The sequence below is a fragment of the Pedobacter gandavensis genome, assembly GCF_032677645.1.
Lineage (GTDB): Bacteria > Bacteroidota > Bacteroidia > Sphingobacteriales > Sphingobacteriaceae > Pedobacter > Pedobacter gandavensis_A.
In genome coordinates, this window is record NZ_JAVTSB010000005.1 from 238,827 (window position 1) to 265,707 (window position 26,881).

Sequence of the window (26,881 nt, forward strand, 5' to 3'; positions counted from 1 at the left end):
TCTATCCGATTTTTCTAGCTGTATTGATCACATTAACTCCATTAAAACGCGCGGTAGCAGATCCATGAGATACGGCACTGCTTTGCATGGGCTGGCCCTTACCATCAAAGAAGGAACCGCCCAGACGGTAATCACTTTGATCGCAGATTGCCGAACAGGAATTCCAGAACTCCTGTGTATTGGCCTGATAGGCCACATCTTTCAACATGCCGACAATCTTACCTCCCTTAATTTCATAATATAATTGTCCGCCAAACTGGAAGTTATAGCGTTGCTGATCAATGGAAAAGGAACCATCGCCAACGATATAAATCCCTTTTTCTACATTTTTGATCTGATCGGCAATCGACAAAGGCTCTTTACCCGGTTGCAGGGAAATATTCGCCATGCGCTGAAACTGCACACTGCTCCAGTTGTCGGCATAGCAACAACCCTGAGAATGATCAAGTCCTACGATATGTGCCTGATCCCGGATCGCCTGATAGTTCACCAAAACCCCATCTTTGATCACATCCCATTGGCCACATTTCACCCCTTCATCGTCATAACCAACGGCTCCTAAAGAACCGGGCTCTGTTTTATCCGCAGTAATGTTCACCTGCGGACTGCCATATTTGAAATTCTTGCTTTCCCATTTGTCTAAAGTCAGGAAACTGGTACCCGCAAAATTTGCCTCATAACCCAATACCCGATCCAGTTCTGTCGGGTGCCCGCAAGACTCATGAATCGTTAACCAAAGGTGCGAAGGGTCTAAAACCAGGTCGTATTTACCCGGCTCCACCGACTTCGCCTTGAGCTTTTCGCCCACCTGCGTTGCCGCCTGTTTCGCGTCTTCCAGCATATCATAGCGTCCTTTATACAGCGTTCCGGAAGCCGTTTTTATTTTATCTTCTGGTCTGGCATCCAGATACTCGTACCCTTTACCTGTAGGGGCACTTAAGGCATTCCTCGTTTCAAATTTTCCGGTTTCTTTATTGATCTTGGTAATGAAAAACGTTGGCCAGATGCGGTGAATGTCCTGGTCAATATAAGAGCCATCCGAGGAAGCGAAATACTTTTGCTCATTCACCATAAACAGGATAGAGTTGATGTAATCGGCACCACCTTTCATGGCGGCATCATTAACCGACAACAGTAAATCCACCTTCTCTTTAATCGGGACTTCAAAAGCATTTTTCTCTATCGGAGATTTCCAGCTGACCTCCCCATGGCCTTTTTGAGGGGCCAATTGTACCGGTTCGCTTTGTAATCTGGCGTTCTCTTTAGCAATAGCAACGGCCAGCGCAGCGGCTTTCGCGATGCTGTCTTTGTCCATCTGGTCTGTTGCGGCAAAACCCCAGCAGCCATTGGCAATCACGCGGATCCCCACGCCATAAGACTCGGTATTGACGATATTTTGCACTTTATCCTCTCTGGTCACCACATATTGATTCAGGTACCGGCCAACACGAACATCCGTATAGGTTGCTCCTTTAGCTCTTGCCGCATTGAGTGCGACATCAGAAAGCAGTTTTTTTGCCGCTGGATCGATGTATTCGAGCGCTCTTTCCGGGGAGATCTCATTTCCCCATACCGGAATGGCCGGAAGCATTGCTGCGGCGGCGCCAATCCCTGTTAAATGAATAAAATTTCTACGTTTCAAAGTAAGGTGGTTTAGGTTGGTGAATAAAATCTTAACTCAGTTTACGTCCGGTATTGATCACGTTTACCCCGTTAAAACGGGTAGTTGCACTGCCATGAGAAACGGCACTCACCTGACCAGGCTGTCCCTTTCCATCGGCAAAAGTCCCGCCCAAACGATAATCATTTTTGTCGCAAAGCTGCGTACAGGAATTCCAGAACTCCTGCGTATTAGACTGATAGGAAGCATCTTTCAACATGCCTCCAATCTGTCCGTCTTTAATCTCATAAGCCAGCTGGGCACTAAACTGAAAGTTATAGCGCTGCTGATCAATAGAATAGGAATTTCTACCAAACATATAAATCCCCTTCTCTACATTCTTTACCATATCTGCTGCGGTAAGCGGAGCTTTCCCCGGTGCCAGCGATACATTTGGCATGCGCTGAAACTGGATACTTTCCCAGCTATCGGCATAACAACAAGCCTGAGAAGCCTTTAAACCCAGAATATGCGCCTGATCCCTAATCGTCTGATAATTCACCAGAACCCCGTCTTTTATGATGTCCCAGTTGCCACATTTCACCCCTTCATCATCATAACCAACAGCGCCTAAAGAGCCCGACTCTGTTTTATCCGCAATCACATTGACCTGTTCGCTACCAAACTTAAAGTTCTTACTTTCCCATTTATCTAAAGTCAGGAAGCTTGTTCCTGCATAATTTGCTTCATAGCCCAATACCCGATCCAGCTCCGTTGGATGCCCTACAGACTCATGAATCGTGAGAAATAAATGCGTTGGATCAAGCACCAGGTCATATTTCCCAGGTGTCACTGGTTTGGCTTTTAACTTCTCCGCCACATGAGCCGTCGCTTCCCGAACATCCTCCAGCATATCATAACGCTTTTTATACATCGTTACCGGTCCGCCTTTAATTTTCTCCGAATCCTTTGGCGTCATATACTCAAATCCCATACCCATTGGCGCAGAAAGTGCATTTCTGGTTTCAAACTTTCCGCCTGCCGGATCAATCCTGGTCACCGTAAAAGTTGGCCAGATCCGATGGATATCCTGATCAATATAAGAACCATCCGTAGAAGCAAAATACTTCTGTTCATTGACCATAAAAAGGTTCGAATTCACATACTTCGCGCCTCCTTTTAAAGCCTCATTATTGACCCCTAACAGCAGCTCCACCTTATCCGGAATAGACACGCCAAAAGCATTGATTTCCACTGGAGTTTTCCAGCTCACTTCACCAAAACCCTGCTGTGGTGCCAACTGTACGGGCTCCGTCAATAACTTCGAATTTCCTTTAGCAATCGCGACCGCCATTTCTGCTGCCCTGGCAATGCTGTCATTGTCCAGATTATTGGTAGCCGCAAAACCCCAGCTGCCAAAAGCAATCACCCGGACACCCATCCCAAAAGACTCTGAATTGGAAATATTCTGCACCTGCTTTTCGCGTGTCGCAATCACCTGATTCAGATAACGACCAATCCTGACATCCGCATAAGTTGCCCCCTTAGACTTTGCTGCATTTAGCGCAACATCAGCCATCCTCTTCTTCAAAACCACCTCTACCGGCGTTAAAGCCTCCTCAACGGTGATCTCCCTGCCAAAAACAGGCATCCCTTGTACCATCGATGCCCCAAGGCCAACTCCGGTCATATATAAAAAGTCTCTTCTTCTCAATGTATTTTCCCTTTAATATTAAAGTCCCTTTAAAGCTGTTCAACAAAAAAAGGGAGCATAGTTATTAAAAAGGCATAGGAATTTTGCCCCCTTCAGGGCAAAGGTTCCAGCCGTTGAATAACTATACTCCCTTTTTTAATATAGGCTCCCAATTATGTTCCCAGGTTTTGCACTCAATTATGCTCCCAACTTATACCGCATCCGACAATGAAGTAAACGTAAAGTCCCTGATTTTCATCGGAGGAATCATCCCGCTCCCCGTCCTTACCGGCTTCCCTAACGCTTCTACATTATTCAACATAATCACCGGACTCTCATTAAACCTGAAATTCTTCACCGGAAACTTAATCTCCCCATTCTCTATATAAAACGTGCCATCCCTCGTTAAACCAGTCAGCAACAAGGTCTGCGGATCAACCGATCTGATGTACCAAAACCTCGTCACCAAAATTCCCTTTTCCGTGCTTTTAATCAGGTCTTCCAGAGACTGCGTACCACCTTCCATCACAATACTTCTGCTGAAAGGCACCGGTTCAACGCCCTTTTGTCCTGCCCAATACCGGGAATAAGAAAGGTTTTTAACCACTCCATTTTGTACCCATTGCGTTCTTTTAACGGGCAAACCATCCCCATTCCATGTTGCAGAAGGGATTTCCGGATTCATCGGATCAGAATAGATATTGACATTCTCCGAAAACAACTGTTCGCCCATACGCGTTCCACCACCCTTTTTGCTCATAAAGCTTCTACCTTCATCCGCACTGCGGGCATCAAATCCCCTGAACATATTGCCCAGCATATCACTGGCGGCAAGCGGTTCCAGAATCACCGTATACTTACCCGGCTCAATGGCTTTTGCAGCGGCAGATCCGGTAGCTTTTGAGGCGGCGATTTTACTCAGTGTCAGCGTATCCATTTTATCCAGGTCGTTGAAACCCTGCTCAATATAGCCGGAACCTGTTCCTGCCTGATTTCTGACCGTCACAGAAAAGGAAACATCCGTGCCTTTATTATAAGCAAAAAGCCCTTTGGAGTTCATAATCGAATTAAACCTGGTAGAGTTTTCTAAAAACCCGGCGGCTTCCAGATTGGCGGCTTTAGAGACCTGGAGGCTCTTACCTACCATTTCTGCCCTGGTATCTGGCGTAATCGCCGCTGTTTTTGCGTTATACGTTGCCGACTGCTCATAGGTCTGCGGCCCTAACAAAGGCATAAATTCCGGGTTCTCTGGTGCCAGCATGGCCAGTTCTTCCGCTCTTCTCACTACTTTTTGCAGGGAAGCATCGTCGAATTCATTGATGGTTGCTACCCCGGTTTTCTTGCCGAAAGTAGCGCTCACTGCCAGATCCATCACACTGATTTGTCCGGCAGTAGAGACCGCATTTCTTGCATAGCGGATATTTCCGCCATCAGAGCCACTTAAACTTAGTTCACAGGAATCTGCTTTGGAATAGCTGAGTACCTTTTTTAGTAATGCCTGGGCTTCTTCTTTACTTAATATGGCCATAATTAAATCTTTCTTGCTGTATTAATCACATTAACTCCGTTAAATCTTGTGGTTGCGCTACCATGGGAAACTGCGCTGCTTTGCGAAGGCTGTCCTTTACCATCGTTAAAAGAACCACCGAGGCGGTAATCACTTTGGTCGCAGATGGCGGAACAGGAATTCCAGAACTCCTGTGTATTGGACTGATAAGCCACATCATTGAGCATACCAGCAATCTTTCCGTTCTTGATCTCGTAAAAGGTTTGTCCGCCAAACTGGAAATTATAGCGTTGCTGATCAATTGAAAAGCTGCCGTTTCCGATGATATAAATCCCTTTTTCTACGTTTTTAATCATATCATCTACACTTAACTTCTCTTTTCCGGCTTGCAGGGAGATATTCGGCATGCGCTGAAACTGCACATCATCCCATCCCTGAGCATAGCAACAACCCTGCGATTCATCCAGACCAATGATATGTGCCTGATCACGGATGGCCTGATAATTCACCAGTACCCCATCTTTGATGATGTCCCATTTTTTACATTTCACACCTTCATCGTCATAGCCAACAGCCCCCAGAGAACCGGGTTGCGTTTTATCTGCCACCACATTGACGCGGTCGCTACCAAACTTAAAGTTCTTAGATTTCCATTTGTCGAGGGTCAGGAAGCTCGTTCCTGCGTAATTTGCTTCATAGCCCAGTACGCGATCCAGTTCTGTGGGGTGTCCTACAGATTCGTGAATCGTTAACCATAAATGGGAAGGATCAAGCACCAGGTCGTATTTACCCGGTTCTACCGATTTGGCTTTCACCTTTTCTGCGGCATTCAGCGCGGCTGATTTTACATCCTCCAGCATATCATAGCGGTCTTTATAGCGGGTTACAACACCGGAAACCTTATCCTGAGGACGGGCATTCATGTATTCATAACCCATTCCCATTGGAGAACTTAAGGCAGAGCGGGTCTGGAACTTACCGGATTCCCTGTCAATCCTGGTCACATTGAAGGAAGGATAGATGCGGTGGATGTCCTGATCGATGTAAGAACCATCGGTAGAAGCGAAATATTTCTGCTCATTTACCGCAAAGATGACCGAGTTTACATAGTTGGCACCGTTCTGCATGGCGATGTCATTCACGTTCAATAACAGGTCTACTTTATCTTTCACGGGAACTTCAAAAGCATTGATTTCTACCGGAGTTTTCCAGCTCACCTCACCAAAACCTTTCTGTGGCGCCAACTGTACTGGTTCACCCTGAATCTTAGCATTTGCTTTAGCTACTGCCACCGCTTGTTCGGCCGCTTTAGCCACGGCATCTTTGCTGATGTTATTGGTTGCTGCAAATCCCCAGCAACCATCGGCAAGCACACGAACGCCAATCCCATAAGACTCGGTATTGGCCACGCCCTGCACTCTTTTTTCCCTTGTGGAGACAAACTGGTTGAGGTATCTGCCGATCCGGATATCCGCATAACTGGCGCCTTTAGATTTTGCCGCATTTAAAGCTACATCGGCGAGCTCCTTTTTAATTTTAACATCTACCCCCTCTAAGGCCTGCAAGGGGTCTATGGGATTTCCGAAAGCAGAAAGGTCAGGAAGCAGCAAGGCCCCCATTCCGATTCCGGATAGGTAGATAAAGTCTTTTCTTTTCAAGTGGTCAGTTAGTTAGGTTAATAATACTTCCAATTTAACTAAATAAAAAAGGGAATATTGAAGAAATTTTATAACATTTTAGTTTCATACCACAAAAAACTGAGAGAAAGTAACAAGGGGATAAAAAACCACCATAAAGAAAGTTTTTTCTCTAATAAAATGTTCGTTTCTAAAACTTGAGTCCGGATGGGATGATCTTTTACAAATTGAGCAGTGGCGAGGCGGTTTTGGGCCTCCCGGAGCTGCTGCCAATCGGATGCTTCATAGACGTAAAAGGAATCTTGTATGTTGCCAAAACTCAGGGTGTTCCAACCCGATTGTCTGGCCCGGGTATTCAATTGCCATTGTGTAGGAAGCTCCCTGTGCTGTAAAGGACTCAGGATCTCATTTCCCAATTTAAACTGTGGAAGGGCTTTTTCGGGAGGCAAAGAGATGGAAATATTTAGCCTTTCGCCGGTTTTAGGCAATGCCGGACTAACAGACCAGCTTTGCTGAACTTCGGTTGGTCTTGCTGTTTTATGTAACATTTCAGACCAGAATCTGGCGTAATCGGCCTTAGAACCTTCCAAAAGCCATTGATAAGTAGCCGGTAAAACCGATACCGTTTGTTGGCCCATAACATAACGGCTGGTGCTGACCAGTATCTTACCTGAGGATTCCAGAAATAATGGATGATCGTTGTTACCGGATTTCAAAAACAGCGTTTGTTCCATAGGTAAAGCGCTAAACACCCCGGCATGATCGGCAAAACTGCCTTTTAATGGTTTGTTTTTTAATGCGGGAGATTCATAGCGCCCAGGGTCTTTTCCGAAGGCAGATTTCAAGCTATTACCTCTGATAAACAGCCCCAAACCTTCTGCCACCGCAAGTTTGATATTAGCATGCTCTGCTTCTGAAAGTTGCGCCATTTCTTCTTCATCCAGAATCAGCAAATCCATTTTCTTCAATAGCAGCGCATTTATCGTATTGATTTCCTTGAGGTCGGTATTCAAAAAATCTGTGCTGTACTTATCTTTACTAATTCGTGTTCTAAAGACCAAAGGATACTGTTTTTCAAAGAACCAGTTCTTCAGAAACTTATACTCAAAATCTGGATTAGAAGCCAGCATTAGAATCTTTACCGGATTGGAAGGCTTGATTTCCAAAGGAACAGGGGCGCTAAACAAGGTATCCCCGCTTTTTCTGCTACTTCGCATTCCTGAATTTGTATCTCCTTTTAACCCGATCAAACGAAAAACTGCTTTCCCTGTTTGCTGCGGATAAGCTGTTAAGCTAAAAGACTGTAACCCTTTTTGATCAATCATCACAGAATCCATCCTTGTTCCCAAACCTTCCAGCAACAAGGTTACCGGCTCCGTTCCGACATGCTGATAAGTACCCTGCAAAACCAATGGCTCGGTTGCTTTCAGCCGGGCATTCCAGTTCAGGGCAAACAGGCCATTTTGTACCGGCCCCGGATGAAAACTCAACTGTTTTTCCTTTAATAATTGCAGCTGATTTGCGTTCAGTCCATTGCCGTATATATGAACGACTTGCAGATCAGGGTTTGATTTCAGAAAGTATTCCAGATCAGAAGCAAAGCGAACACCCTCTTTTCTTCCATTCATAAACAACTGATAATCTACAGAATAAGACACGCCTCTTAAAGAATCAGACACAATTGAAGTTAACAGATTAATCTCCTGAACACCAGCTGTTTTTTTAGTCTTGTACCCTGGCGGATACAACAATAAATAAAAGCAAAGCATGACCACCGTGCTCGCCAGCAAGCGCCAGATCAAATGCGCTTTACGCTTTCTACGCGTCTCGCTGATCAGGAGAAAAACGCCCAATGCCACACAAATTCCGATAGCCAGGTATTTAAATTCCATTTGAACGTGCTGCTTTTTTAAGTTGATTAAAATACTTCTGACCTATGGTAGATGCCGGGGCTGTGAGCTGTAATTGTGGGATTACCTCTACCGGCCCTAACATCTTAAGAATTGCCTTTTGTAATAGTGCGATGTCTTTTACTGATCCGTTCCCAGACCCGGAACCAGCTCCTAACACGGCCCCTGACCCAGCCTTAACCCCGGTCTCAACCTCAGTCTTTGCCTTTGCATTTGCCGATAAAAGCCTCCGTCCTGCTGCCAAAGCCGGCAAAAAGAGCGCTGGTTGACTGGAAGCCGCAATGATCATATACTGCTCCGTTTCTTTCAACAGCTCAGACTCCCTATCTGTAAATCCGGTTGAAACTTTCCTGTTTTCCAACACAGCAAGCACCTGTTTCAACAGCAAAACCTGCTTATCATCTGGTTCAAAGGTGCTTTTTGTGACCGGTTTCCCAATCTTATCCAGTTCCCCCGACAAGCGTTTCTCTTCTTTCAGCTGCGTTACTTTAACTGTAGTCTTAGCCACATAAGCCCTTGATTTTTGCTGAAGATCTTTCAGTAACCGCAAAGCTTTATATTCAAATGGCAAGGCATCGCGGGTTTTATAGGTTCTCAATTGCAATTCCGACTTCCACATTTCCGTCAACACGGCCTTTAACTGTGCTTTTAACTCCGGTTCAAAGAAAGTCGCATCTTCGGCAATGTCATGTTTATGCGAATAGCTATCCATGATCGCTTTTACATCGCCAAACTTCACTGCGCTTCCTGGTTCTTTTTCTTCCTGATGACCTTCCTGGTGACCTTCATGTTCCTCATGCTTCTCGCCTTCTTTATGGTCATGATCGGCTCCAATCTCGGTTTCAGACTCTTCGCCAAGGAACTTCCCATACCTTAACCGCAATAATTTCTGATCCATGCCTAGTTCATTACTCCTGCTTTTAAAAGTATCTTCGCTGATCATATTCTTTTCAGCCAATAGCTTTTCTGTGTCGATAATTAGCTGTCGCTGACTCCTGAAGTACTCCGGAACCAGATTTACACCGTTCGTCATTCCGGCCATGCTCATCAGCTCCGCTGTATCCACAATCGACACGAAATACACATCAGACCGACTCATTTGCCCAAGATTATCATAGGCAGTCACAAAGAAATAGAGCTCATCGCCTGGTTTCATTCCCAACGCTTTGAGGTCAATCAGCTTGCTAAGGCTCATCGATTTCCGGTTGTCAAACTGCTCCCCAAAATCCAGCTTCTTCTCCGTAAAACTCACACCTTCCCCCTTACCACTTGCCATGGTTGCCGAAACATAAGCAGACTTTAAGCCATAGTCATCGGTTAAGGAAACCTTTAAATGAACTAGTTGTGCTTGCCCAAAATCAATACTGGTGTGTGCTTTAGGCTGGGTAATCCGGATTACTGCCGGCAGATCCGGTATCACCGTGATCATATATAGTTCTGATTTTTTTCCGTCCAGTTCTACCTGATAAAAACCAGGCTTACTGATAGTTTTAGAAAAAGTCCATACTTTTCCTGCTCCATCCTGCGACTTTAAAACCGCGACTTCCTGATCATTAAAAATCAGTTTCAAGGCATTCACCGGAACAGAAGTCCGGATATTCCACTTTAGCAGTGCTCCCTTTTCTGCTTTAACACTGAATTGCGTTTGCGACCTTTCCGGAACACCAGTATAAGCAGGCGCTTTGATCAGTAAGGTAATAGAAGCGATCTCCGGCAATACTTTTTCTTTAACGCTCACAATGTTCTCTTTTGCGGTGGCAGTAGAGTCAGCGTTCGTTAAAGGCTTTAAAAAGGAAATCCCCAGGGTCATAGCAAGGCCTACTACCAATACCAGCGCTGGCCAGGCTAGTTTCCGGAAAGGTGGTTTAGGCGCAGGACTCAGGTTCATCATGACCTGATTCACCTTATGTTGCTGTAAACGTTCCAATTGACCAATTGCTCCCCATGCTGTTGTCGTTGCTATCGGTTTCAGCAAGAGTCCTGCACTTTCTTCCAGTTCCGGGTATCTTTCGTTCAAATGCCGGCAAATCTGATGGCTGCTGACCTTCCAGAATGGCTTCAACCAACTTAACAGGCAGAAAATAATTAGAAATACCGCGACTATTACCCAAGCCGACCAATCAAAGAGATAGGCCATAAAAGCGCCAAAAATCAGGGTTAAGCCCAAACTTAAAACAAGTATGCGGAACAACAGCAGCACGCTCCATTGCTTTTGGAGCCTTTCTATACGACGTATGCCTCCTTGCTCAACCATGATTCAGCTTGTTTTTATGACGGAAAGAAAGGAAACGTTCTAAAGTAAGCACCAGTATCGCGGTAAGCCATAATGCTTTTTGAAGTGGCTGTTCTCTTTCAGACCGGATAGTTCCAGAATTTAAGCTCGCTATGTTCTCATCATTTGACGTTTTTTCTATAGTGCTTTTAGCTCCGGACAATTGATCTCCGGAAAGCTGAGCCGGTGCCCCTGCCATTAAAGAGACTGCAGTACTTCGCTGATCATCCGGACTCATTTCGAAACCAAAACCGGTCTCAGTTCCGTCATTCCCTAACACAATTGGCATCATGGCTTCTACAAATTTCTCATTCCAAACCAGATCAGTCCAATTTGGATTGATGCGGCTATAGAAACGATAATGATCAAAATTCTTTTCTTTTGACAGCGTCAATAAGGGAATACCAAATCCATCTGTCCAGATTTTCCTGCCCGGATCAGCTGTCGAAGCTGTCCTTTTACGAACCACGCTAGCCCCGATATTTCCTTTCCCTGCCGGTTCCAGCTCCAGCCAGGAATTCAGCAGGCTTACTTTTTCACCGGCATAATTGAACAATCGCCCGCCCTTGCGAATGCTTCCCGAAAAGCCAGAATCAACTGGTTTAGCGGAAATCCAGAACCCAACATCAAAACTTAAAGCACTGTAATTCTTATTATTAAACACCTCAACCTCTATTTTTCGTTTTGTTTCCTGAGCAATTGCCGCAATGGCTGCATTCAGGTAGTTTACATCTTCCGGATGATCTGCTGCGTAAATCAACACCTTGATGGCTGCATTATCCTGTGCCTCATCCAATCGTTTAAAACTGGTTAAAGCCGGACTGGATTTCGCTTCAAAAGTTTTATGGGCAAAGGAAGTACTCCAGGTACTCAGCGTATCGGCTCCCTTGATTTCCTTCCAGATCAAATGAAAGTTGATTAGCGGGAGATCTCCGCCCAGATTACTCAAACGATGATCCGTGTAAAGATAAACCGGGAACTTTGGCTCAATTCGCCCATTCAATTCCCTTAACAAAGCATAATAGCTTAGTTTAGTGCTTTTATCCAACCGGTTAGCAAGATCCGACCGGTTAACAAGACCTGAACTTAAATTTACCGTATCACTTAACACACTTGCCTTATCACTTAACACATTTGCCGTATCCTTTAAACTGATCTTTTGAAAACCCAAGCCAAAATCATGTAACTCATAACCCGCCAGCATCAAAGAATCAATACTTTTCTTTTGACTTTGATAAAGAAAGGGCAGATTGTCTTGCTCCAATAACACCCAGCCTTTTTGCCCGCCAGTACCATTTTCCTTTTTTAACCAATAAGGTTCCGCCAGAAAAAAAGCCAGTAACGCAATCAGCAACATCCTTAAAAATAACAACAGCCAATCGGTGATCTGGTAACTTCTGGAAGTAAAAGGCGAGCCTGCGCCCAATAGCGCAATACTTCCGATCCTCAGCGTCTGTCCCTTTTTTAATTTCCACAGATGAATGATCAGCGGGATCAACAGTCCTGCTAACGCGATTAAACCTATGGGATAAATAAAATGCACCTTGATATCTTTATGTCTTTAACCTGTTTCTTATATTTTCAAATGATCATAAGCCCTTAACGTGTTTCAAATGACCTTATACCTTTAACCTGTTCCTTTGGTTCAGGAAATCCCGCAATGCCTGGTCCAATGGCTGATCCGTTTGCATCAGGCGGTAAGCAATCCGCCTGTCCAGCATTTTAGTTCGGATTTGCTCCAGGTGTATGTTCAGGTTCTCCCGATACCCTGCCCTTGCCGATTCCGGATCAATCTGTATGGTTTTCCCGGTTTCCAGGTCTTCAAAGGTGTTGTATCCTTTAAAATCAAGGTTCATCTCATTGCCCGACATCAAATGAAACACCAACACCTCGTGTTTGAGGGTATTCAGCGTATCCAGCAAATCAAATATCTCCTGGTTTACCTCATAAAGATCTGTGATAAAGATGAGCAGTTCCCGTTTTTGGGCACCGGCATAGAGTTCTTTATAATTGATGGGTTTGGTAAAAGTACCTTCGGGCTTCACCTGTTCCAGCTGATAGAACAATCTGGCGAGGTGCTGAAAATCCTGTTTCGCCACCATAGAAAAGATGCCGGCATCTTTAAACACGTATAAACCAATGGCATCGCCCTGCAAATTACCCAGGTAAGCCAGGGAAGCGGCCAGATAACGCGCATAATCAATTTTACGAAATTCCCCATCCTGATGTGCCATAGAAGCACTTGCATCCACCAATAAACGGATGCTGATATTCGTTTCCACCTCCGATTCCCGGATATAATACCGGTCGGAACGCGCAAACATCTTCCAATCCAGGGAACGTAAATCATCGCCGGGCTGATAGCTCCGATACTGGCTAAACTCCAGTCCGGGGCCCTTAACCGTGCTTTTATGAATGCCGCTCATAAAGCCGTCTATCGTCATTTTTGCCGACAAAGACAGCTCTTTAATCGCCATCATCACCTTCGGGTCCAGCAACTTGCTCATTAAATATTGATTTTCGGTCTTGAAATAGTTTTCAGTAATTCTTCCGCCACCATATCCGCGGTCACCTGTTCCGCATCAGCTTTGAAATTCATCAAAATACGGTGTCTCAATACAGGAAAGGCCATCGTTTGCAAATCTTCCATGACTACGGCATAGCGCCCATGGATTAAAGCCCTGGCTTTAGCGGTTAAGATCAAGGCTTGTCCGGCTCTGGGACCAGCGCCCCAACGCACCCATTCTTTCACATAAGCAACCTGACTGGTATCTGGTCTGGTTGCCCTGATCAGTTCTGCCACATAAGCAACCAGGTCATCAGAAATGCTGACCTCCCTGGTCAATGCCTGAAGTTGTTTGATTTCTTCCGCGCCAATTACCGCTTGCACCTTGTTTTTAACCGTACCTGTGGTACTGTTCAGAATTCTGATTTCTTCCGCAGCAGTAGGATAACCGATTTTAATAAACAGCAGAAAACGATCCAATTGTGCTTCCGGAAGCGGATAAGTGCCTGCCTGTTCTATTGGATTTTGCGTAGCCAGGATAAAAAACGGACGATCTAAAGGGTAAGTCTGACCGCCATAAGTGACCTCAAATTCCTGCATGGCCTCCAATAAAGCGGATTGTGTTTTTGGTGGCGTCCGGTTGATCTCATCTGCCAAAATGATATTGGCGAATAAAGGGCCTTTATTGAACTTAAAGAACCGTTTTCCGGTCACATGGTCTTCTTCTAAAATCTCCGTACCGATGATATCGGTAGGCATCAGATCCGGCGTAAACTGAATTCTTCTAAAAGAAAGATCCAGTGCCTGCGACATGGTTCTCACCATCAGTGTTTTTGCCAGGCCTGGCACCCCTTCCAGCAGACAATGGCCGCCGGCCAGCAAAGCGACCAGCATTTCTTCGATAATGAGGTCCTGCCCGACGATTACTTTCTGAATTTCTGTTTTTAACAGGGTGATTTTATGGATCAGGGTTTTTAGGTTATTTTCTGAAAGTTCCAAAGCTTTAGTGGTTTATGAGGTCTCGATTGTCATTCAATATAGGGCTCTCCCCGTATTTTTCCATAAGCACCGACCAGAATATCAAAAAAATTACAAGATATCTCTTCCATAATCTGGATACTACTAAAAATTGACGTTATTTTAGAACGATGCAAAGATCAAAGTTCACATTTGCGAGAATAAAGTATAAATCCGGCAATTGGGATACGGATCAGCGCATGCCATCCAATCTGCTCAATTCCCTGCTGGAATACACCACTATCCCCCTTGATCCTGAAGAAAAGATTGTAGAACTGAGTAGTCATGACCTTTTCAAATACCCATTTTGCTATTTAAGCGGCCATAAGCTGGTGCAATTCGACCAGCAGGAGGCTGCCAATTTCAAGAAATACGTGAACAACGGAGGATTTGTATTTGTAGACGATTGCAACCATGATATCGACGGCTTGTTTGCCAAATCATTTGAAACACAAATGACTAATCTGTTTGGAGCCACAGCGCTGAAAAAGATTTCGAACCAACACAAGATCTATCATTCCTTTTTCAACTTTGAAAACGGGCCACCTACTACTTCCTTCGAATTAAATGGCTGGGGCGATGATCTGGTACACGATTATCTGAAAGCGATTACGGTAAACAACCGGATCGGCGTATTGTACAGCAACAAAGACTATGGCTGCGAATGGGATTATGACTTCAGAAACAAGCGTTTTCTGGCAGAGGACAACACCAAATTTGGCGTAAATATTATTCTTTACGCCATGGGTATCAATAGTTAAGCAGCGACACTTAAAGTACCAGCTGCTCGTATAGTTTTTTCAAGGTATCGGCAGCATCCAGACAAAAACCAGGATGCGTTTTAGAAGTCTGCACCACCGTACTTCTGGTAGCGGTTAGCCAGCGAAAGCGCGAAGCCATGTCCAGCTGACCAATCGTACCCCCTGCTTTTCCTCCTTTACAGATCAGCTCAAAAGAGTGCAAATGATCTTCCAGCTCCTGAGGGTCCAGTTTACAGGCAAATGCTGCAAGCCTGCCTTCATCTAATTCAAATGAGGTTTGCAAAAACTTTTGTTTGGAACAATACAAGATGATCCCCACATTAAGAAATTCTTCCCGTTCTACCCTTGGTACGACGCGGATCACGGCATACTCAAATAAGTGCTTCTCTTGCATTCTGCGCTTCTTTTACAAAAATTCCTGAATTTGCCAGGCGTAATTCCAGAAAGTTGGAATAGACCTCGCGATGTGCTTCTATAGATTCAAAAGTGTTGTCTCTGATCAACCAGTCGTCCGGAATCAAAGCAACAATGCCCCTGATTTTCTCCGGGGTCAGTATGGCCTTAAACAGGGCATCAACTTCTTCCAGTTCTGAGGCCTGACTCAACAAGACATGGTCTTTAATGAGGCCAAAAGGTCTTACCGCCTGTTCTTCCCAGTTTTCCATGGCATGGTGAAAATACAAAGCAGCACCATGGTCGATCAGCCATAATTCCTTATGCCAGATCAGCATATTGGTATTACGTGCCGTACGATCCATATTGGTTAGCAAAGCATCCATCCAGACAATCTGTGAGGCTGTTTTTTCATCCACCTGATTCACCAATGGATCAAAGGTAATCGCTCCGGAAAGGTAATGTAAAGCCAGATTAAGGCCTACACTTGTCCGCAATAAATCCTGAATTTCTTCATCCGGTTCGATGCGGCCAAAGTCTTTCTCTAGTTGTGCAAACACCAATTCCGGCATTCGCAAACCAAGCGCACGGGCAATTTCTCCGCCAATTAACTCGGCAATAAGCGCCCGTAGTCCTTGTCCGGCACCACGAAATTTGAGTACATATAAAAAGTCATCATCTGCTTCTGCGATTGCAGGCATCGATCCCCCCTCGCGTAGCGGGGTAACATACCTGGTCACATTAACAGTTCTGAGTTCTGGCTGGTTATTCTTCACACCTGAGTAATTTAGGAGCAAAAGCTCCGGTTTAAGGCCAAATATAAACATTTCCGGCAAGTAGCGGCTTCGGGCAGTATACCAAAGCCTGGGATAATACATCAAAATTTCAGATAGTACACCAAAACTTCAGACAGTATATCTAAACTTCGGATAGCATATCAAAACTTTGGGCGGTATATCTAAACTTCGGGCGGTAAACCATAGCGCAGTAAAAAAAACCGGATTGTGCTTTAAGGACCTGTAAAATCTTTCCTTCAAAAGATTTTGAGTCCGAAAAGGATAACCGTTTTTTTTACAATACCAGTTTTTTACAATACCAGTTTTTACAACACCAATTATCCCCTATTTGAAAGTATCAAAACCATCTTTCGCATCACACCAGAATTCGTCCAGTGCAATCAATCGTGGTTTCAGGAAGGAAATCAATTCCGGCCAATCCTTTTCATTAAAAATACTGACATCCGGAAGTCTTTTAATAATCCTGCTAACGGTCTTATAATGTTCATCAGTCGTATGCAATTCCCAGTCCCAATCTTCTTCCAGACTAGTCTTTAGCATGGTTTTAAAAGACAGAAACTCTTCAAAGATCAACTCTTGCATACCCGGATCAGGATCCGCCATTTCAATAGCAATGTAAGCCGATTTCTTATCGACATGCATCTTGAAATTCAGGTTTTTGACACCCGTTTTATAGTTCACCCAATTGATTCTCATCCCTTCAGCAGACTGGTGAGGTGCGATATATTGTCCGAAGGTAGTCCAGAAAGACTGTTTTAACTGTGCAGCCTGATCTTTTGAAAACATGGTATTGGGTTTTAAATGATAATGATTAAAATTTCCAGTTCATCAATTCCATTACTCTTTTAAACTCGTCATGAACGTCAGCTTTCAAATGAATGGTTTCTTTAGTCTCCGGGTGTTCGAATTTCAATTCAGAAGCGTGTAATAACATGGTGGTCATATCCCACTGCTCTTTGAAAAACTTGTTTTGTTTATTACAACCGTGTTTACGGTCGCCGATAATCGGGTAAAAGATATGCGCGAAATGGCGGCGTAACTGGTGCATTCTTCCGGTAGTAGGCGTTGCTTCCACTAAAGAATACCTTGAAGTTGGGTGTTTACCAAGGGCAACTTCCAATTCTGCACGCTGCAACGTTACAAAAGCGGTAAATGCTTCCTGCATATTGCCATTTTCTTTGGCCAATGGATAATCAATATCTTCGCTATCAGGGGCATAACCTCTCAAAACCGCCAGATATTTCTTTTCTACCTGTGCATTTTGAAATTGCTGATGCATCGCGATTTCCGTTTCTTTATCAAAAGCAAAAAGCAGTAAACCACTGGTCTTACGATCTAAACGATGCACAGGGCTAACATACTTATTTATCTGATCCCTTAGCATTTGCAGTGCAAATTCTGTGGCATCACTAGCAATAGAAGAACGGTGAACCAATAGCCCATGGGGTTTATTGATGGCAATCAGATGATCGTCCTGATATACAATTTCCAGCATTTATTTTTTTCTGCGAAGATAACCTTTTGAATTTTTAAAAGCGGCTGATTGTATCAAGTTTGTTCCTTTTTGACAGGTTGGAAGCATTTATCCTTATCTTTCCTTTGGAATACCTCTATTAACTAACTGCAATAACTTCATGAAAACCAAACCAACAAACCCTTCCTACAATGGATTAAAATGGGCGTCAAAAGCATGCTTGATGGCCCTGCTGATCAGTGCAAATGTCGGCCATGCACAAACTAAAAAAGAAACTATCGACCTGATTGTCAAAGAGGCAACGGAGAACTCTCAACTGGAAAAGCTGGCCCATGAACTACTGGACATGGTAGGCCCGAGGTTAGTAGGCTCCCCTCAAATGAAACAAGCGAATGATTGGGCTGTAGCCAAATATACCAGCTGGGGCATTCCCGCAAAAAACGAGCAATGGGGAGAATGGCGTGGCTGGGAACGCGGAATTTCTCATATCGACCTGGTTTATCCACGTGTAAAATCACTGGAAGGCATGCAACTGGCCTGGAGCCCAAGTACTAAAGGCAAAGCAGTGGTTGGCGAAATGATCATCTACCCTGACCTACCCGATTCAGTTTCTTTCCGGAGCTGGTTGCCAAGTGTCAAAGGTAAATTTGTGATGTTTTCTATGAACCAACCTACCGGCAGACCGGATTATAACTGGCAGGAATTTGCGACACCGGAATCTTTTGAGAAGATGAAAACGGAGCGTACAGCACAAACCAATGCCTGGCGTTCCAGAATCAGTAAAACCGGACTCAACCTGAAAGCATTGGCTTTGGCTTTTGAAAGTGCCGGTGCCTTAGGTGTGGTGACCAGTAACTGGTCTTCAGGCTTTGGTGTCAACAAAATATTCGGTGCCAATACCACCAAAATCCCTTCTATCGACATTTCCTTAGAAGACTACGGACTGTTGTACCGCCTTACTGAATCGGGCAACAAACCTAAAATCAGCGTAAACGTAGGCTCTAAAGAACTGGGAATGGTGCCAACCTTTAACACGATAGCTGAAATTAAAGGCACAGAAAAATCAAATGAATACGTGATTCTTTCTGCGCATTTCGACTCCTGGGATGGCGGCACAGGGGCAACAGACAATGGCACAGGTACGATTACCATGATGGAAGCGATCCGGATTCTTAAAAAAATCTACCCTAATCCTAAAAGGACAATCCTTGTAGGCCATTGGGGCAGCGAAGAGCAAGGCTTAAACGGCTCCAGAGCTTTTGTGGAAGATCATCCGGAAATCGTTAAAAATATTCAGGTAGTTTTTAACCAGGACAATGGAACCGGTCGCGTAGTTAACCTTGCCGGACAAGGGTTCTTAAATTCTTACGCCTATTTAGGTAAATGGTTATCGGCTGTGCCGGAAGATATCAGAAAGCAGATTGCGACGACTTTCCCGGGTACGCCTGGTGGTGGTGGTTCAGATTTTGCTTCTTTTGTAGCAGCTGGCGCTCCCGCGTTTTCCTTGAGCTCTAACAGCTGGTCCTATGGCACTTATACCTGGCATACCAACAGAGACACTTATGATAAAGTGGTTTTTGATGATGTGAGAAGCAATGCGATATTGACCGCAATTCTGGCCTATATGGCGAGTGAAGATCCACAAAAAACTTCCAGAGAAAAGAGTATTTTACCCATCAATCCGAGAACCGGAGAACCTGGCGTATGGCCTCCGCAAGTTAAACCTACCCGTAAAGGAGGAGTTAATTAAGCTAATAACAAATCTCTTTAATGCAAAAAGCGCCCTCCAGGTTAATCCGGAGGGCGCTTTTCTATTTAAGTATTATGCTACTTACTTCTTATTCTTCACGTATTTCTCTAACCATTGGTCCTGCTCCCAGAACGTATGCAGGATTGATTCTCTGCTTCTGTAACCATGGAATTCTTTAGGCAATAGTACGAGTCTCACTGTACCACCATGACCTTTAATCGCACTATATAAACGCTCACTCTGAATCGGGAAAGTCCCTGAATTCTCATCGTCAATACCATGTGTCATCAGTAAAGGTGTTTTGATTTTATCGGCATAATTGAAAGGCGACATCTTGTTGTAAACGTCCATTGCCTGCCAATAGGTACGGGCTTCGGCCTGGAACCCGAAAGGCGTTAGTGTACGGTTGTAAGCACCACTTCTGGCAATTCCCGCAGCAAAAAGATTGGTATGTGCTAACAAGTTGGCCGTCATAAATGCACCATAAGAGTGACCTCCTACTGCGATTCTGGCTCTATCAGCCACGCCCATATCGACTACATAATTGATCAGCGCAGTTGCATTGTCTTCAATCTGCGTCAGGAAAGTATCATTAGGTTCTTCTTTTCCTTCACCAACAATCGGCATATCTGCCTGATCCAAAACCGCATATCCTCTGGTTACCCAGAATACCGGCGAGCGGAAAGCCAGCCTGGTAAAGCGATATGGTGAACCTTTTACCTGTCCGGCTGCTGCCAGACTTTTAAATTCACGTGGGTAAGCCCAGATCAATACAGGTAATGGCCCGTTTTCTTTCTTAAAATCTTTCGGCAGGTATAAGGTTGCAGAAAGCTTGATTCCATCTTTACGAGGGTAAGAAAGCAAGGTCTTTTGTACACCTTTTAAGCTCGGATAAGGATCGGAGAAATTGGTTAAAGCTTGTTCCGACTTATTTTTCAGGTTCAGCGCAAAGATATTAGGCGTTTCTTCTGTTGATTCTCTGGAAATATAAACCTTTCCGGTATTGTCAAAAAACACAGGCTCCTCATAATAAGGCGCTTTAGACTTGAACAACGTATCCTGTTTATTGGTGATCAGGTTCCATTTCATCAGGAACGGGCGGTCACCTTGTGGGGAAGCCCCTGCGCCTTTGGTAAACACCACACCCGCTTTATCAAATAACAATACTCTGGCGGAGAAAGGACCTTTACCATATAGAAAATCTCCGGGATCATTGTAGGTATCTTCTGAAGAACCATTAGTGATTACTTTCAGTGTCTTTCCGTTTTCAGGATTGATCAAAGTCATTTTCGCGGTACGGCTTTTTCTCCATTGTTCTTTTAGTACGGCATAATTCTGATTGCCCCATTCTACACCTCCAAACCTCGAAGCCATAGTCAATAGTTTTACAGGTTCAGCTGAGAAAGGAGCTTTAAGCATAAATAAAGCGTCACGAACTTCCGTTTTCAGATTTGGATCACCTTTATCCTGAGCCTCAGCCCATACGATAGTTGCCGGCGCATCACTCCTCCATTCGTAAGCACGTGGGCCCATGGCTACGGCATCAAAACCAGTAGGCAATTTCTCCGCTAATGGCGCATGGTACAGTTCTTTCACTGTTTTCCCGGCTGCATCCAGAATGGTAGTCTGGAAAGGGAAATAGTAAATAGGCACCAGGTAAGAGTAAGGCTGTTCAATCGTTTGCACCATCAGGAAATTCCCATCCGGCGAATACGCTGCTTTACGGTAAATTGCCGGACCAGCAATCTTTTTCGTCTGCCCATTTAAATCTACTTCCTGCAATTCTGAACTCAGGTAATAGCCCATCAGGCTCTGATCATAACTGTTTTGAAGCAAGTTCTGATAAGTCCTTGAAGGCGTTACCACCCCCAGATTCTCCTGAACCACTGGTCCTGTAGGGACTATATTTTCTTGGGGTTTAGCGCCACGTGCAGGCAATATAAACTGTGCAAGGATGCGTTTCCCATCGGGATGCCATTGTAAAGTGCTGCCATAAGCATCGTTTAACAAACCATTGGTCAGCCTTTTTGCGTTAAGATTTTTAACATCTACTAACCACAATTCGACCCCTGTCAGGGTATTATTGCTAAAAGCGAAGAAATTCCCATCTGCATTCCAGCTGATATTGGTCATTCTCATTTTCTCCGGTAATCCGGTTACTTTACTTTCTTTTCCGGTTTTCAGGTCTTTAATCGTCAGGTCGTTATAGATCCCTGAGACTTCCCCTTCGGTAGAATTATTGGCAGGATTGACTCTGATTCCGGCCAGTCCGATCACAGGTTGGGCCACTTGTTCGATGGAAGCATATCCTGGTGAGGAAAGCAGCAACATCAGGCTGCCATTTTTGTTAAAACGCACTGTCGGACTACCCGGCGCATCTACCAGGTCTACAATACTTTTTGGTGGTAATTGGTAAGTCAGGTTTTCCTGCGCATAGCCTTGGGTACTTAAACCTGCCATCAGTAATAAACTGAATAAGGTTTTAGTCATGGGTTTATAGTTTTCGGTCTGTTTCATTCAGTTAGTTTTGCACACAAAAGTGTGATTCTTATACAAAGGTTAGTATATTATCGCGTAAAAGTTACCTGTTCAGGGAATATCCGGCCATGGAGCACCAGAATTGTTATACCTTTATTCTTTGAAATATGCAATCGGTACCATCAGACAAAGCCGATAACGCTTATTGCAATACCAATTAGCCCAGCCTTTATATGTCAACTGTTGAAACCTTAGATCAGTTTTATAAAAGAACCAACCAGATTATTCCTGCGGAATTGCTAAGTCTTTCCGGAAATCCAAGCCATTTCAATGTTAAGGAGCGCAGTTATTGCAGCAAAGTGAGTCCTTACAACAGAAGGGATCATTACAAGATATTTCTGAACATAGGGAACGGGAGGCTCCATATGGCTACCGAGATTATTGAGGTAGACCGGCCGGCATTGATTTTCTCGAATCCAACCGTTCCTTACTCCTGGGAATCGACATCAGAAGACCAGAAAGGCTATTATTGTTTGTTTAATGATTCTTTCATTTCCCCGGATATGAAGAAAGGACTGGAAAGGATCTGTCCCTTGTTTAATCCGGCCATTTCACCCTGTTGCTTTTTTCCGGAAGATGCCTACCCCCGTATTAACGGGTATTTTCTGCAGTTGATTGCGGAATTAAAGAGTGATTATGAGCATAAGTTTGAAGTGATCCGGAATATCTTAAAGCTGATTATCCATGAGGGGATTAAGATCCAATCGGATGTCCCTGCTCCTGCCCAGATCAACACGTCCGACCGGATTACCCTTCGCTTTCTGGATTTATTAGAGCGACAATTCCCGGTAGATTCTCCGGCAAACCCCTTAAAGATCAAGAGTGCATCAGAATATGCGGATCAGCTGAACATCCATGTAAACCACCTGAATTACGTGATTAAATCGCATACCGGAAAAACCACTACACAGATGATCAGTAACAGAGTGGTAGCGGAGGCAAAGACCTTATTGAAACAAACAGACTGGGATGTCGCTGAAATCGGATACTGTCTTGGGTTCGACTATCCGGCACATTTCAACAACTACTTTAAAAAGAATACCGGACTCACTCCTGCTGCATTTAAGCACCAGAGCTAAGTCCCGCAATTTTCTTTGATTTATGAAACAGACGTTTAAGAAATATAGACTTCTTCTTCTTTTCCGAATGTCCAGACCTGTCGTTGTCCCCTTCTGGCAATGACCAGGGAATAACAATCTTCATTTTCTGAGATTTCCAGGACCTCGCCTACATTGACAAGCGTGTCTCCAATTGATAAATTTGCGATTTCTAAGTTCTTAAACATTATATGATGTTCCAGTATATGATCCATGAGAGCGAATAATAAGTATAGATTTATTTAAAATTTAATTTATACCCAAAAATAAAATTATTTATCAAATAACACTAATAAATTAGTTAAATCAATGCATTTCAGGTGTAAACCACATGAAAGCCAGTATTTTATTCCATCTACACCTGGCAAAGCGGCATTCACATGTATTTTTAATTTCGTTTTAATGCGGCTTTAATCTCCTGCAATTAGCTTTGCTAAAACCTTTAAATTATTGAACATGGTATTATTGGAATTTTTAAATATGGGCAGCGGCGAGATTATGCTGATTTTGGTGGTCGTTCTGCTGTTATTTGGTGGCAAGAAGCTTCCGGAACTGGCAAAAGGCCTGGGTAAAGGCATTCGCGAGTTCAAAGATGCTTCTGAGGGTGTTAAAAGAGAGATTCATAGAAACATCAACCTTGCAGGCATTGAGGAGGAAATCAATAGCACAGCGGCTGCTACAATACCGCAGCAGCAGGCGAAAGAGCCTATGGCTCCTCAAGAAAAAGAACCTACAACTCATCAAGCAGAAGTTACAGCTTAATTATATACAATCTTAAATAAATAAACGATGTTACATACTCCTTTACTTGCCGCTTTAGGCGCGCAGGAAATCCTGGTTATCCTTGTTGTGGTCCTCCTCCTGTTTGGTGGTAAAAAAATCCCTGAGTTGTTAGGCGGATTAGGGAAAGGAATCCGTGAATTTAAAGATGGAAAAGACGGTGTAGATCAGTCAGAGACGGAGAAACGCTAAGGTTTCGCGGTAAAGCGATCCATGAGCTGCATAGATAATATGGCTTCCCCTGCGGAGCATGGGTTATCGGTCTGACCTAAAAAATAATTGGTTACCTGCTCAATCATTGGCTGTTGTACGTGTGGTAAGGGGCTAAAGTCATACACTTTAGCTACACCACCTTTTGTTACAGTTACCTGATGCCCAAATACCTGGAAGCTAATTTTTCCACTGGCACCAATAATCTCGCAGGAATCTATTTGATCCTGCGGGGAAACGCTGAAACACCAGCTTCCACTAAAGACTACGCCATCTTTGAACCCAACCTGACCAGTCACCAGATCATCTACCAGGCTTGTGCCCGATTGATTCAGTGAAAATCCCGAGGCGAATATCCATTCTCCAAAAAAGAAAATCATCAGATCCAGCTGATGCGGAGCAAGGTCATGAAACAATCCACCGCCAGAAATAGCAGGATCTAACCTCCAGTTTGTTGCTGAATTTGCCAGCTGATCGGAAAGCTCCGGTTGAAACATCTGGAGTTGCACCAATCGTACCGCTCCTATTTCCTGAGCGTCCAGCAAAGCTTTAATTTTTAAGAACATCGGCTGGGCACGTCTGTAATGTGCAACACTCAGTTTGACACCCGTATTTAAGGACGCATCCCTCATCCTCATCGCTGAGGCGGCGTTTAAAGTCATAGGTTTCTCTACATACACCGGTTTCCCCGCAGCAAAGGCCATTAAAGTATAAGCTTCATGTTTAGCTGGTGGTGTGGCAATGTATATCGCATTTACTTCCGGATCATCGATGAGCTGTTGGGCATCATCATACCATTTTGGTACGCCATGGCGTTCTGCATAATCCTTTGCTTTTGCACCATCTCTACGCATGACAGCTACCAATGATGAATTTGGCACCTTATTAAACGCTGGTCCGCTTTTTACTTCTGTTACGTCTCCGCAACCAATCATTCCCCACCTTATATCTTTCATTATCTTTTCAGTTTCAATTGGTAAATATCTGCTTGTAATTGTTCGGTATCATTGTCTTCGCATAAGAGAAAGCTGTATTGTTCTTTGGTTTTATGCTGTAAGGTTAAGCCTTCAAATTTATGTTTATCGCTGATTTGATGGCTAAAATCAAGGGTCATTTTCTTCATATCAATAGCCCCGATTAAAGTTCCAAACACCGCCCCATCCTTATAGGTGGAATTACTGTCTTCCGCAGCGGCTAAAAAGTAAAGTTTATCATCTACCTGTATGGCATCCGTAAAGCCACAGGGCACGCCCTTAATTGCCGGCAACCGGATTTCCTTAAAACTGATCTTTAAAGGTTTGTCAAGGTTTGCACCTGTTATTTTAAACACGCCATTATTCCCGGCGGCTCCGTTACCACGATTAAAGAAATACCAGTCCTTACCGGTAAAAACGGCGCCTTCAATATTGAAGTTGTCCGAATTGATATGGGCAGCTGTTTTCATTTTCTCATGTAAAACACTAAGATTAGCGGTAGAAATCACCTTTTTAGTGTTTGCATCTACTTTTAACAGCTGATTTCTATTTGCTCTTGAACCTGAACCAAACAGGTATAGCACATTCCCACGGCTGGTCATCGCTTCAAAATCCGGTTTAACATTTTTAGCGATGTTTTCCTCCGGATGTGCAGTTAGAGGAAAACGGGTCAAATGAGCAGCCTTCATTTCATAGGCATACAGGTAAGTACCATTGTCGCTAATGATGTTCAACTGGTCGTTTTTCAACAATAAACCAGAGGCAGAGCCTATCCCTATGATCTGAAACAACAGTTCAAGTGTAAATTTATACATGAATGCAATATGCTAATTCTTTGTAGAAAACTGAGCGGAAGCGCTGGTCTTTGGAATATTTTATCGGTTATCAAATTGCATGGAACGCTTTTGATAACCGATAATAACAGGTATCTGTAGTATTATTTCTTAGCAGGTGTAATCACGATTTTCCTGAATTCGATAGGTCCGTGATCTCCCTGGAAATAGATCGGCCCCGGCTCCCCTTCATTGCTATCTAAAGCACCACCGGTAATACCTGGAATCTCCTGGTTGCTGATCACTGTTTTGCCATTTGCAACAACAGTCACCATTCTGCCGACTAAAGTAATGTCGTAAGTCTGCCATTTATCAGGTCCTAAAGCGGCGATTTCACTTGGTGGTAAAAATCCGTATACCCCGCTGTAATATACGCTGGAAGGATGCGCATCTTTCGGACTATCTTCAATCTGCACTTCATAACGACCTCTTAAATACACACCGCTATTGCTACCTTTCTGATATTTGAACTCTACATGTAATTTAAAATCTTCAAACTTCTGGTCGGAAATCAGGTTGGCACCCGACTGCGGGCTACTCAACACGCCATCTTTAACCACCCATTGGTTTTTCCCTAAGGCTTTCCAACCGGTTAAATCTTTTCCATTGAACAATTGAATAGGTTTTGCCCATACTACCGGACTGGTTCTTTTCAGATAAGGAGCCTTTACCCCTTTCCAATTGTACTTTTTACCTTCACTGGTTTGGATGGTTCCTTCAATTCCTCCACCTTTCAATGTTCCTTCAATCACAAAATCCTGATCGCCACTTTCCCATTGTGGTGGGATCTTAAAGCTAAATTTACCATTTTCGAAGGTTACTTTTGATACTGGTCTGGCACTGCCCGAAGAGCCTACAAAATAGCCGACCAGGGTACGGTTGCCCGACAATTTAACTTCCAGCCAGGAAGGTAAAGATTTCCCGTTTTCATCCACAGTTATGTCCCAGCGACCAATCAGGTCTTTCCCAGGGATATCCTGTACTGCGGTAGAACTAGTCAGGTACGGAGCGGCAATTAAGTCATCAGCTGATCCAAAACTGAGCATGCCAGTTACAGCCATTAAAAGAAGTTTCTTATTCATCGTAACGAAATTTGGTTTAGGTAATAAAAGGTTCTGCCGGTTAAGATAGG

At 44.1% G+C, this 26,881-nt stretch carries 23 protein-coding genes; 5 read left to right on the top strand and 18 right to left on the bottom strand.

The window, feature by feature from the left end; genetic code table 11:
* Nucleotide 1: 1 nt before the first annotated feature.
* The 9 genes from R2Q66_RS10390 to R2Q66_RS10430 form a co-directional block, all read right to left on the bottom strand.
* On the bottom strand, nucleotides 2–1,642 hold the full coding sequence (locus tag R2Q66_RS10390) for a TldD/PmbA family protein (protein WP_316748557.1): 1,641 nt from the start codon (nucleotides 1,640–1,642) through the stop codon (nucleotides 2–4).
* A gap of 31 nt (nucleotides 1,643–1,673) precedes the next feature.
* Complete coding sequence (locus R2Q66_RS10395; protein WP_316748560.1) at nucleotides 1,674–3,314, bottom strand: TldD/PmbA family protein; 1,641 nt, start codon at nucleotides 3,312–3,314, stop codon at nucleotides 1,674–1,676.
* A 190-nt stretch (nucleotides 3,315–3,504) separates the two neighbouring features.
* Nucleotides 3,505–4,821, bottom strand: a complete 1,317-nt coding sequence (locus R2Q66_RS10400; RefSeq protein ID WP_316748561.1) for a TldD/PmbA family protein — start codon at nucleotides 4,819–4,821, stop codon at nucleotides 3,505–3,507.
* A gap of 2 nt (nucleotides 4,822–4,823) precedes the next feature.
* A complete protein-coding gene (locus R2Q66_RS10405) occupies nucleotides 4,824–6,458 on the bottom strand; it encodes a TldD/PmbA family protein (protein WP_316748563.1) in 1,635 nt (544 codons plus the stop codon).
* A gap of 68 nt (nucleotides 6,459–6,526) precedes the next feature.
* Nucleotides 6,527–8,329: a hypothetical protein gene (locus tag R2Q66_RS10410; protein ID WP_316748565.1), complete on the bottom strand. Its 1,803-nt coding sequence runs from the start codon at nucleotides 8,327–8,329 to the stop codon at nucleotides 6,527–6,529.
* Nucleotides 8,319–10,601, bottom strand: coding sequence for a DUF4175 family protein (locus tag R2Q66_RS10415; RefSeq protein WP_316748567.1), 2,283 nt, complete (start codon nucleotides 10,599–10,601; stop codon nucleotides 8,319–8,321). The genes R2Q66_RS10410 and R2Q66_RS10415 overlap by 11 nt, the downstream gene beginning before the upstream one ends.
* The gene (locus tag R2Q66_RS10420; RefSeq protein ID WP_316748570.1) at nucleotides 10,594–12,162 is read right to left on the bottom strand and encodes a BatA domain-containing protein; all 1,569 of its coding nucleotides are present in this window, start codon (nucleotides 12,160–12,162) and stop codon (nucleotides 10,594–10,596) included. Before R2Q66_RS10420 ends, R2Q66_RS10415 begins: the two co-directional genes overlap by 8 nt.
* Before the next feature lie 76 nt (nucleotides 12,163–12,238).
* Nucleotides 12,239–13,126: a DUF58 domain-containing protein gene (locus R2Q66_RS10425; protein WP_316748571.1), complete on the bottom strand. Its 888-nt coding sequence runs from the start codon at nucleotides 13,124–13,126 to the stop codon at nucleotides 12,239–12,241.
* Nucleotides 13,126–14,124 (bottom strand): MoxR family ATPase, encoded by a 999-nt coding sequence (locus R2Q66_RS10430; protein WP_316748573.1) that lies wholly within the window; start codon nucleotides 14,122–14,124, stop codon nucleotides 13,126–13,128. Before R2Q66_RS10430 ends, R2Q66_RS10425 begins: the two co-directional genes overlap by 1 nt.
* 149 nt (nucleotides 14,125–14,273) lie before the next feature.
* Here R2Q66_RS10430 and R2Q66_RS10435 point away from each other — a divergent pair, with 149 nt between their 5' ends.
* Entirely contained in the window at nucleotides 14,274–14,903 is a 630-nt protein-coding gene (locus tag R2Q66_RS10435; protein WP_316748576.1) for a DUF4159 domain-containing protein, read from the top strand.
* A 10-nt stretch (nucleotides 14,904–14,913) separates the two neighbouring features.
* On the opposite strand, the gene R2Q66_RS10440 is transcribed toward R2Q66_RS10435, so the two are convergent.
* The 4 genes from R2Q66_RS10440 to R2Q66_RS10455 all read right to left on the bottom strand — a co-directional run bounded on the left by R2Q66_RS10440 (nucleotide 14,914) and on the right by R2Q66_RS10455 (nucleotide 17,588).
* On the bottom strand, nucleotides 14,914–15,297 hold the full coding sequence (locus tag R2Q66_RS10440) for a DUF3037 domain-containing protein (RefSeq protein WP_316748577.1): 384 nt from the start codon (nucleotides 15,295–15,297) through the stop codon (nucleotides 14,914–14,916).
* The gene (locus R2Q66_RS10445; RefSeq protein ID WP_316748579.1) at nucleotides 15,275–16,072 is read right to left on the bottom strand and encodes a HipA family kinase; all 798 of its coding nucleotides are present in this window, start codon (nucleotides 16,070–16,072) and stop codon (nucleotides 15,275–15,277) included. The genes R2Q66_RS10440 and R2Q66_RS10445 overlap by 23 nt, the downstream gene beginning before the upstream one ends.
* Before the next feature lie 345 nt (nucleotides 16,073–16,417).
* The gene (locus R2Q66_RS10450; RefSeq protein WP_316748581.1) at nucleotides 16,418–16,879 is read right to left on the bottom strand and encodes a DUF4268 domain-containing protein; all 462 of its coding nucleotides are present in this window, start codon (nucleotides 16,877–16,879) and stop codon (nucleotides 16,418–16,420) included.
* 25 nt (nucleotides 16,880–16,904) lie between these two features.
* Nucleotides 16,905–17,588 (bottom strand): pseudouridine synthase, encoded by a 684-nt coding sequence (locus R2Q66_RS10455; RefSeq protein ID WP_316748582.1) that lies wholly within the window; start codon nucleotides 17,586–17,588, stop codon nucleotides 16,905–16,907.
* Between the two features lie 139 nt (nucleotides 17,589–17,727).
* Here R2Q66_RS10455 and R2Q66_RS10460 point away from each other — a divergent pair, with 139 nt between their 5' ends.
* Entirely contained in the window at nucleotides 17,728–19,317 is a 1,590-nt protein-coding gene (locus tag R2Q66_RS10460) for a M20/M25/M40 family metallo-hydrolase (RefSeq protein ID WP_316748583.1), read from the top strand.
* 81 nt (nucleotides 19,318–19,398) lie between these two features.
* On the opposite strand, the gene R2Q66_RS10465 is transcribed toward R2Q66_RS10460, so the two are convergent.
* Nucleotides 19,399–21,834 (bottom strand): S9 family peptidase, encoded by a 2,436-nt coding sequence (locus tag R2Q66_RS10465; protein WP_316748585.1) that lies wholly within the window; start codon nucleotides 21,832–21,834, stop codon nucleotides 19,399–19,401.
* A gap of 194 nt (nucleotides 21,835–22,028) precedes the next feature.
* Here R2Q66_RS10465 and R2Q66_RS10470 point away from each other — a divergent pair, with 194 nt between their 5' ends.
* On the top strand, nucleotides 22,029–22,934 hold the full coding sequence (locus tag R2Q66_RS10470; protein WP_316748587.1) for an AraC family transcriptional regulator: 906 nt from the start codon (nucleotides 22,029–22,031) through the stop codon (nucleotides 22,932–22,934).
* A 35-nt stretch (nucleotides 22,935–22,969) separates the two neighbouring features.
* On the opposite strand, the gene R2Q66_RS10475 is transcribed toward R2Q66_RS10470, so the two are convergent.
* Nucleotides 22,970–23,140: a hypothetical protein gene (locus tag R2Q66_RS10475; RefSeq protein WP_316748590.1), complete on the bottom strand. Its 171-nt coding sequence runs from the start codon at nucleotides 23,138–23,140 to the stop codon at nucleotides 22,970–22,972.
* A 268-nt stretch (nucleotides 23,141–23,408) separates the two neighbouring features.
* Between R2Q66_RS10475 and tatA (R2Q66_RS10480) the strand changes: the two genes are divergently transcribed.
* Both tatA (R2Q66_RS10480) and tatA (R2Q66_RS10485) read left to right on the top strand, forming a co-directional pair.
* On the top strand, nucleotides 23,409–23,714 hold the full coding sequence (gene tatA, locus R2Q66_RS10480) for a twin-arginine translocase TatA/TatE family subunit (protein WP_316748592.1): 306 nt from the start codon (nucleotides 23,409–23,411) through the stop codon (nucleotides 23,712–23,714).
* Between the two features lie 27 nt (nucleotides 23,715–23,741).
* Nucleotides 23,742–23,924, top strand: a complete 183-nt coding sequence (tatA, locus tag R2Q66_RS10485; RefSeq protein ID WP_316748594.1) for a twin-arginine translocase TatA/TatE family subunit — start codon at nucleotides 23,742–23,744, stop codon at nucleotides 23,922–23,924.
* Here the strand turns inward: tatA (R2Q66_RS10485) and R2Q66_RS10490 are convergent.
* The 3 genes from R2Q66_RS10490 to R2Q66_RS10500 form a co-directional block, all read right to left on the bottom strand.
* Complete coding sequence (locus tag R2Q66_RS10490; protein WP_316748596.1) at nucleotides 23,921–24,898, bottom strand: Gfo/Idh/MocA family oxidoreductase; 978 nt, start codon at nucleotides 24,896–24,898, stop codon at nucleotides 23,921–23,923. The genes tatA (R2Q66_RS10485) and R2Q66_RS10490 overlap by 4 nt on opposite strands.
* Complete coding sequence (locus R2Q66_RS10495; RefSeq protein ID WP_316748598.1) at nucleotides 24,898–25,731, bottom strand: DUF6929 family protein; 834 nt, start codon at nucleotides 25,729–25,731, stop codon at nucleotides 24,898–24,900. Before R2Q66_RS10495 ends, R2Q66_RS10490 begins: the two co-directional genes overlap by 1 nt.
* 122 nt (nucleotides 25,732–25,853) lie before the next feature.
* Nucleotides 25,854–26,831, bottom strand: coding sequence for a DUF1080 domain-containing protein (locus tag R2Q66_RS10500; protein WP_316748600.1), 978 nt, complete (start codon nucleotides 26,829–26,831; stop codon nucleotides 25,854–25,856).
* Nucleotides 26,832–26,881: the final 50 nt, after the last annotated feature.

Coding starts and splice junctions, on each gene's coding strand:
- R2Q66_RS10455 (WP_316748582.1), bottom strand. CDS start 17,588: ATGCTGGAAATTGTATATCAGGACGATCATCTGATTGCCATCAATAAA.
- R2Q66_RS10490 (WP_316748596.1), bottom strand. CDS start 24,898: ATGAAAGATATAAGGTGGGGAATGATTGGTTGCGGAGACGTAACAGAA.
- R2Q66_RS10495 (WP_316748598.1), bottom strand. CDS start 25,731: ATGTATAAATTTACACTTGAACTGTTGTTTCAGATCATAGGGATAGGC.
- R2Q66_RS10435 (WP_316748576.1), top strand. CDS start 14,274: ATGCAAAGATCAAAGTTCACATTTGCGAGAATAAAGTATAAATCCGGC.
- R2Q66_RS10440 (WP_316748577.1), bottom strand. CDS start 15,297: ATGCAAGAGAAGCACTTATTTGAGTATGCCGTGATCCGCGTCGTACCA.
- R2Q66_RS10475 (WP_316748590.1), bottom strand. CDS start 23,140: ATGTTTAAGAACTTAGAAATCGCAAATTTATCAATTGGAGACACGCTT.
- R2Q66_RS10470 (WP_316748587.1), top strand. CDS start 22,029: ATGTCAACTGTTGAAACCTTAGATCAGTTTTATAAAAGAACCAACCAG.
- R2Q66_RS10410 (WP_316748565.1), bottom strand. CDS start 8,329: ATGGAATTTAAATACCTGGCTATCGGAATTTGTGTGGCATTGGGCGTT.
- R2Q66_RS10415 (WP_316748567.1), bottom strand. CDS start 10,601: ATGGTTGAGCAAGGAGGCATACGTCGTATAGAAAGGCTCCAAAAGCAA.
- R2Q66_RS10500 (WP_316748600.1), bottom strand. CDS start 26,831: ATGAATAAGAAACTTCTTTTAATGGCTGTAACTGGCATGCTCAGTTTT.
- tatA (WP_316748594.1), top strand. CDS start 23,742: ATGTTACATACTCCTTTACTTGCCGCTTTAGGCGCGCAGGAAATCCTG.
- R2Q66_RS10460 (WP_316748583.1), top strand. CDS start 17,728: ATGAAAACCAAACCAACAAACCCTTCCTACAATGGATTAAAATGGGCG.
- R2Q66_RS10465 (WP_316748585.1), bottom strand. CDS start 21,834: ATGAAACAGACCGAAAACTATAAACCCATGACTAAAACCTTATTCAGT.
- R2Q66_RS10425 (WP_316748571.1), bottom strand. CDS start 13,126: ATGAGCAAGTTGCTGGACCCGAAGGTGATGATGGCGATTAAAGAGCTG.
- tatA (WP_316748592.1), top strand. CDS start 23,409: ATGGTATTATTGGAATTTTTAAATATGGGCAGCGGCGAGATTATGCTG.
- R2Q66_RS10400 (WP_316748561.1), bottom strand. CDS start 4,821: ATGGCCATATTAAGTAAAGAAGAAGCCCAGGCATTACTAAAAAAGGTA.
- R2Q66_RS10450 (WP_316748581.1), bottom strand. CDS start 16,879: ATGTTTTCAAAAGATCAGGCTGCACAGTTAAAACAGTCTTTCTGGACT.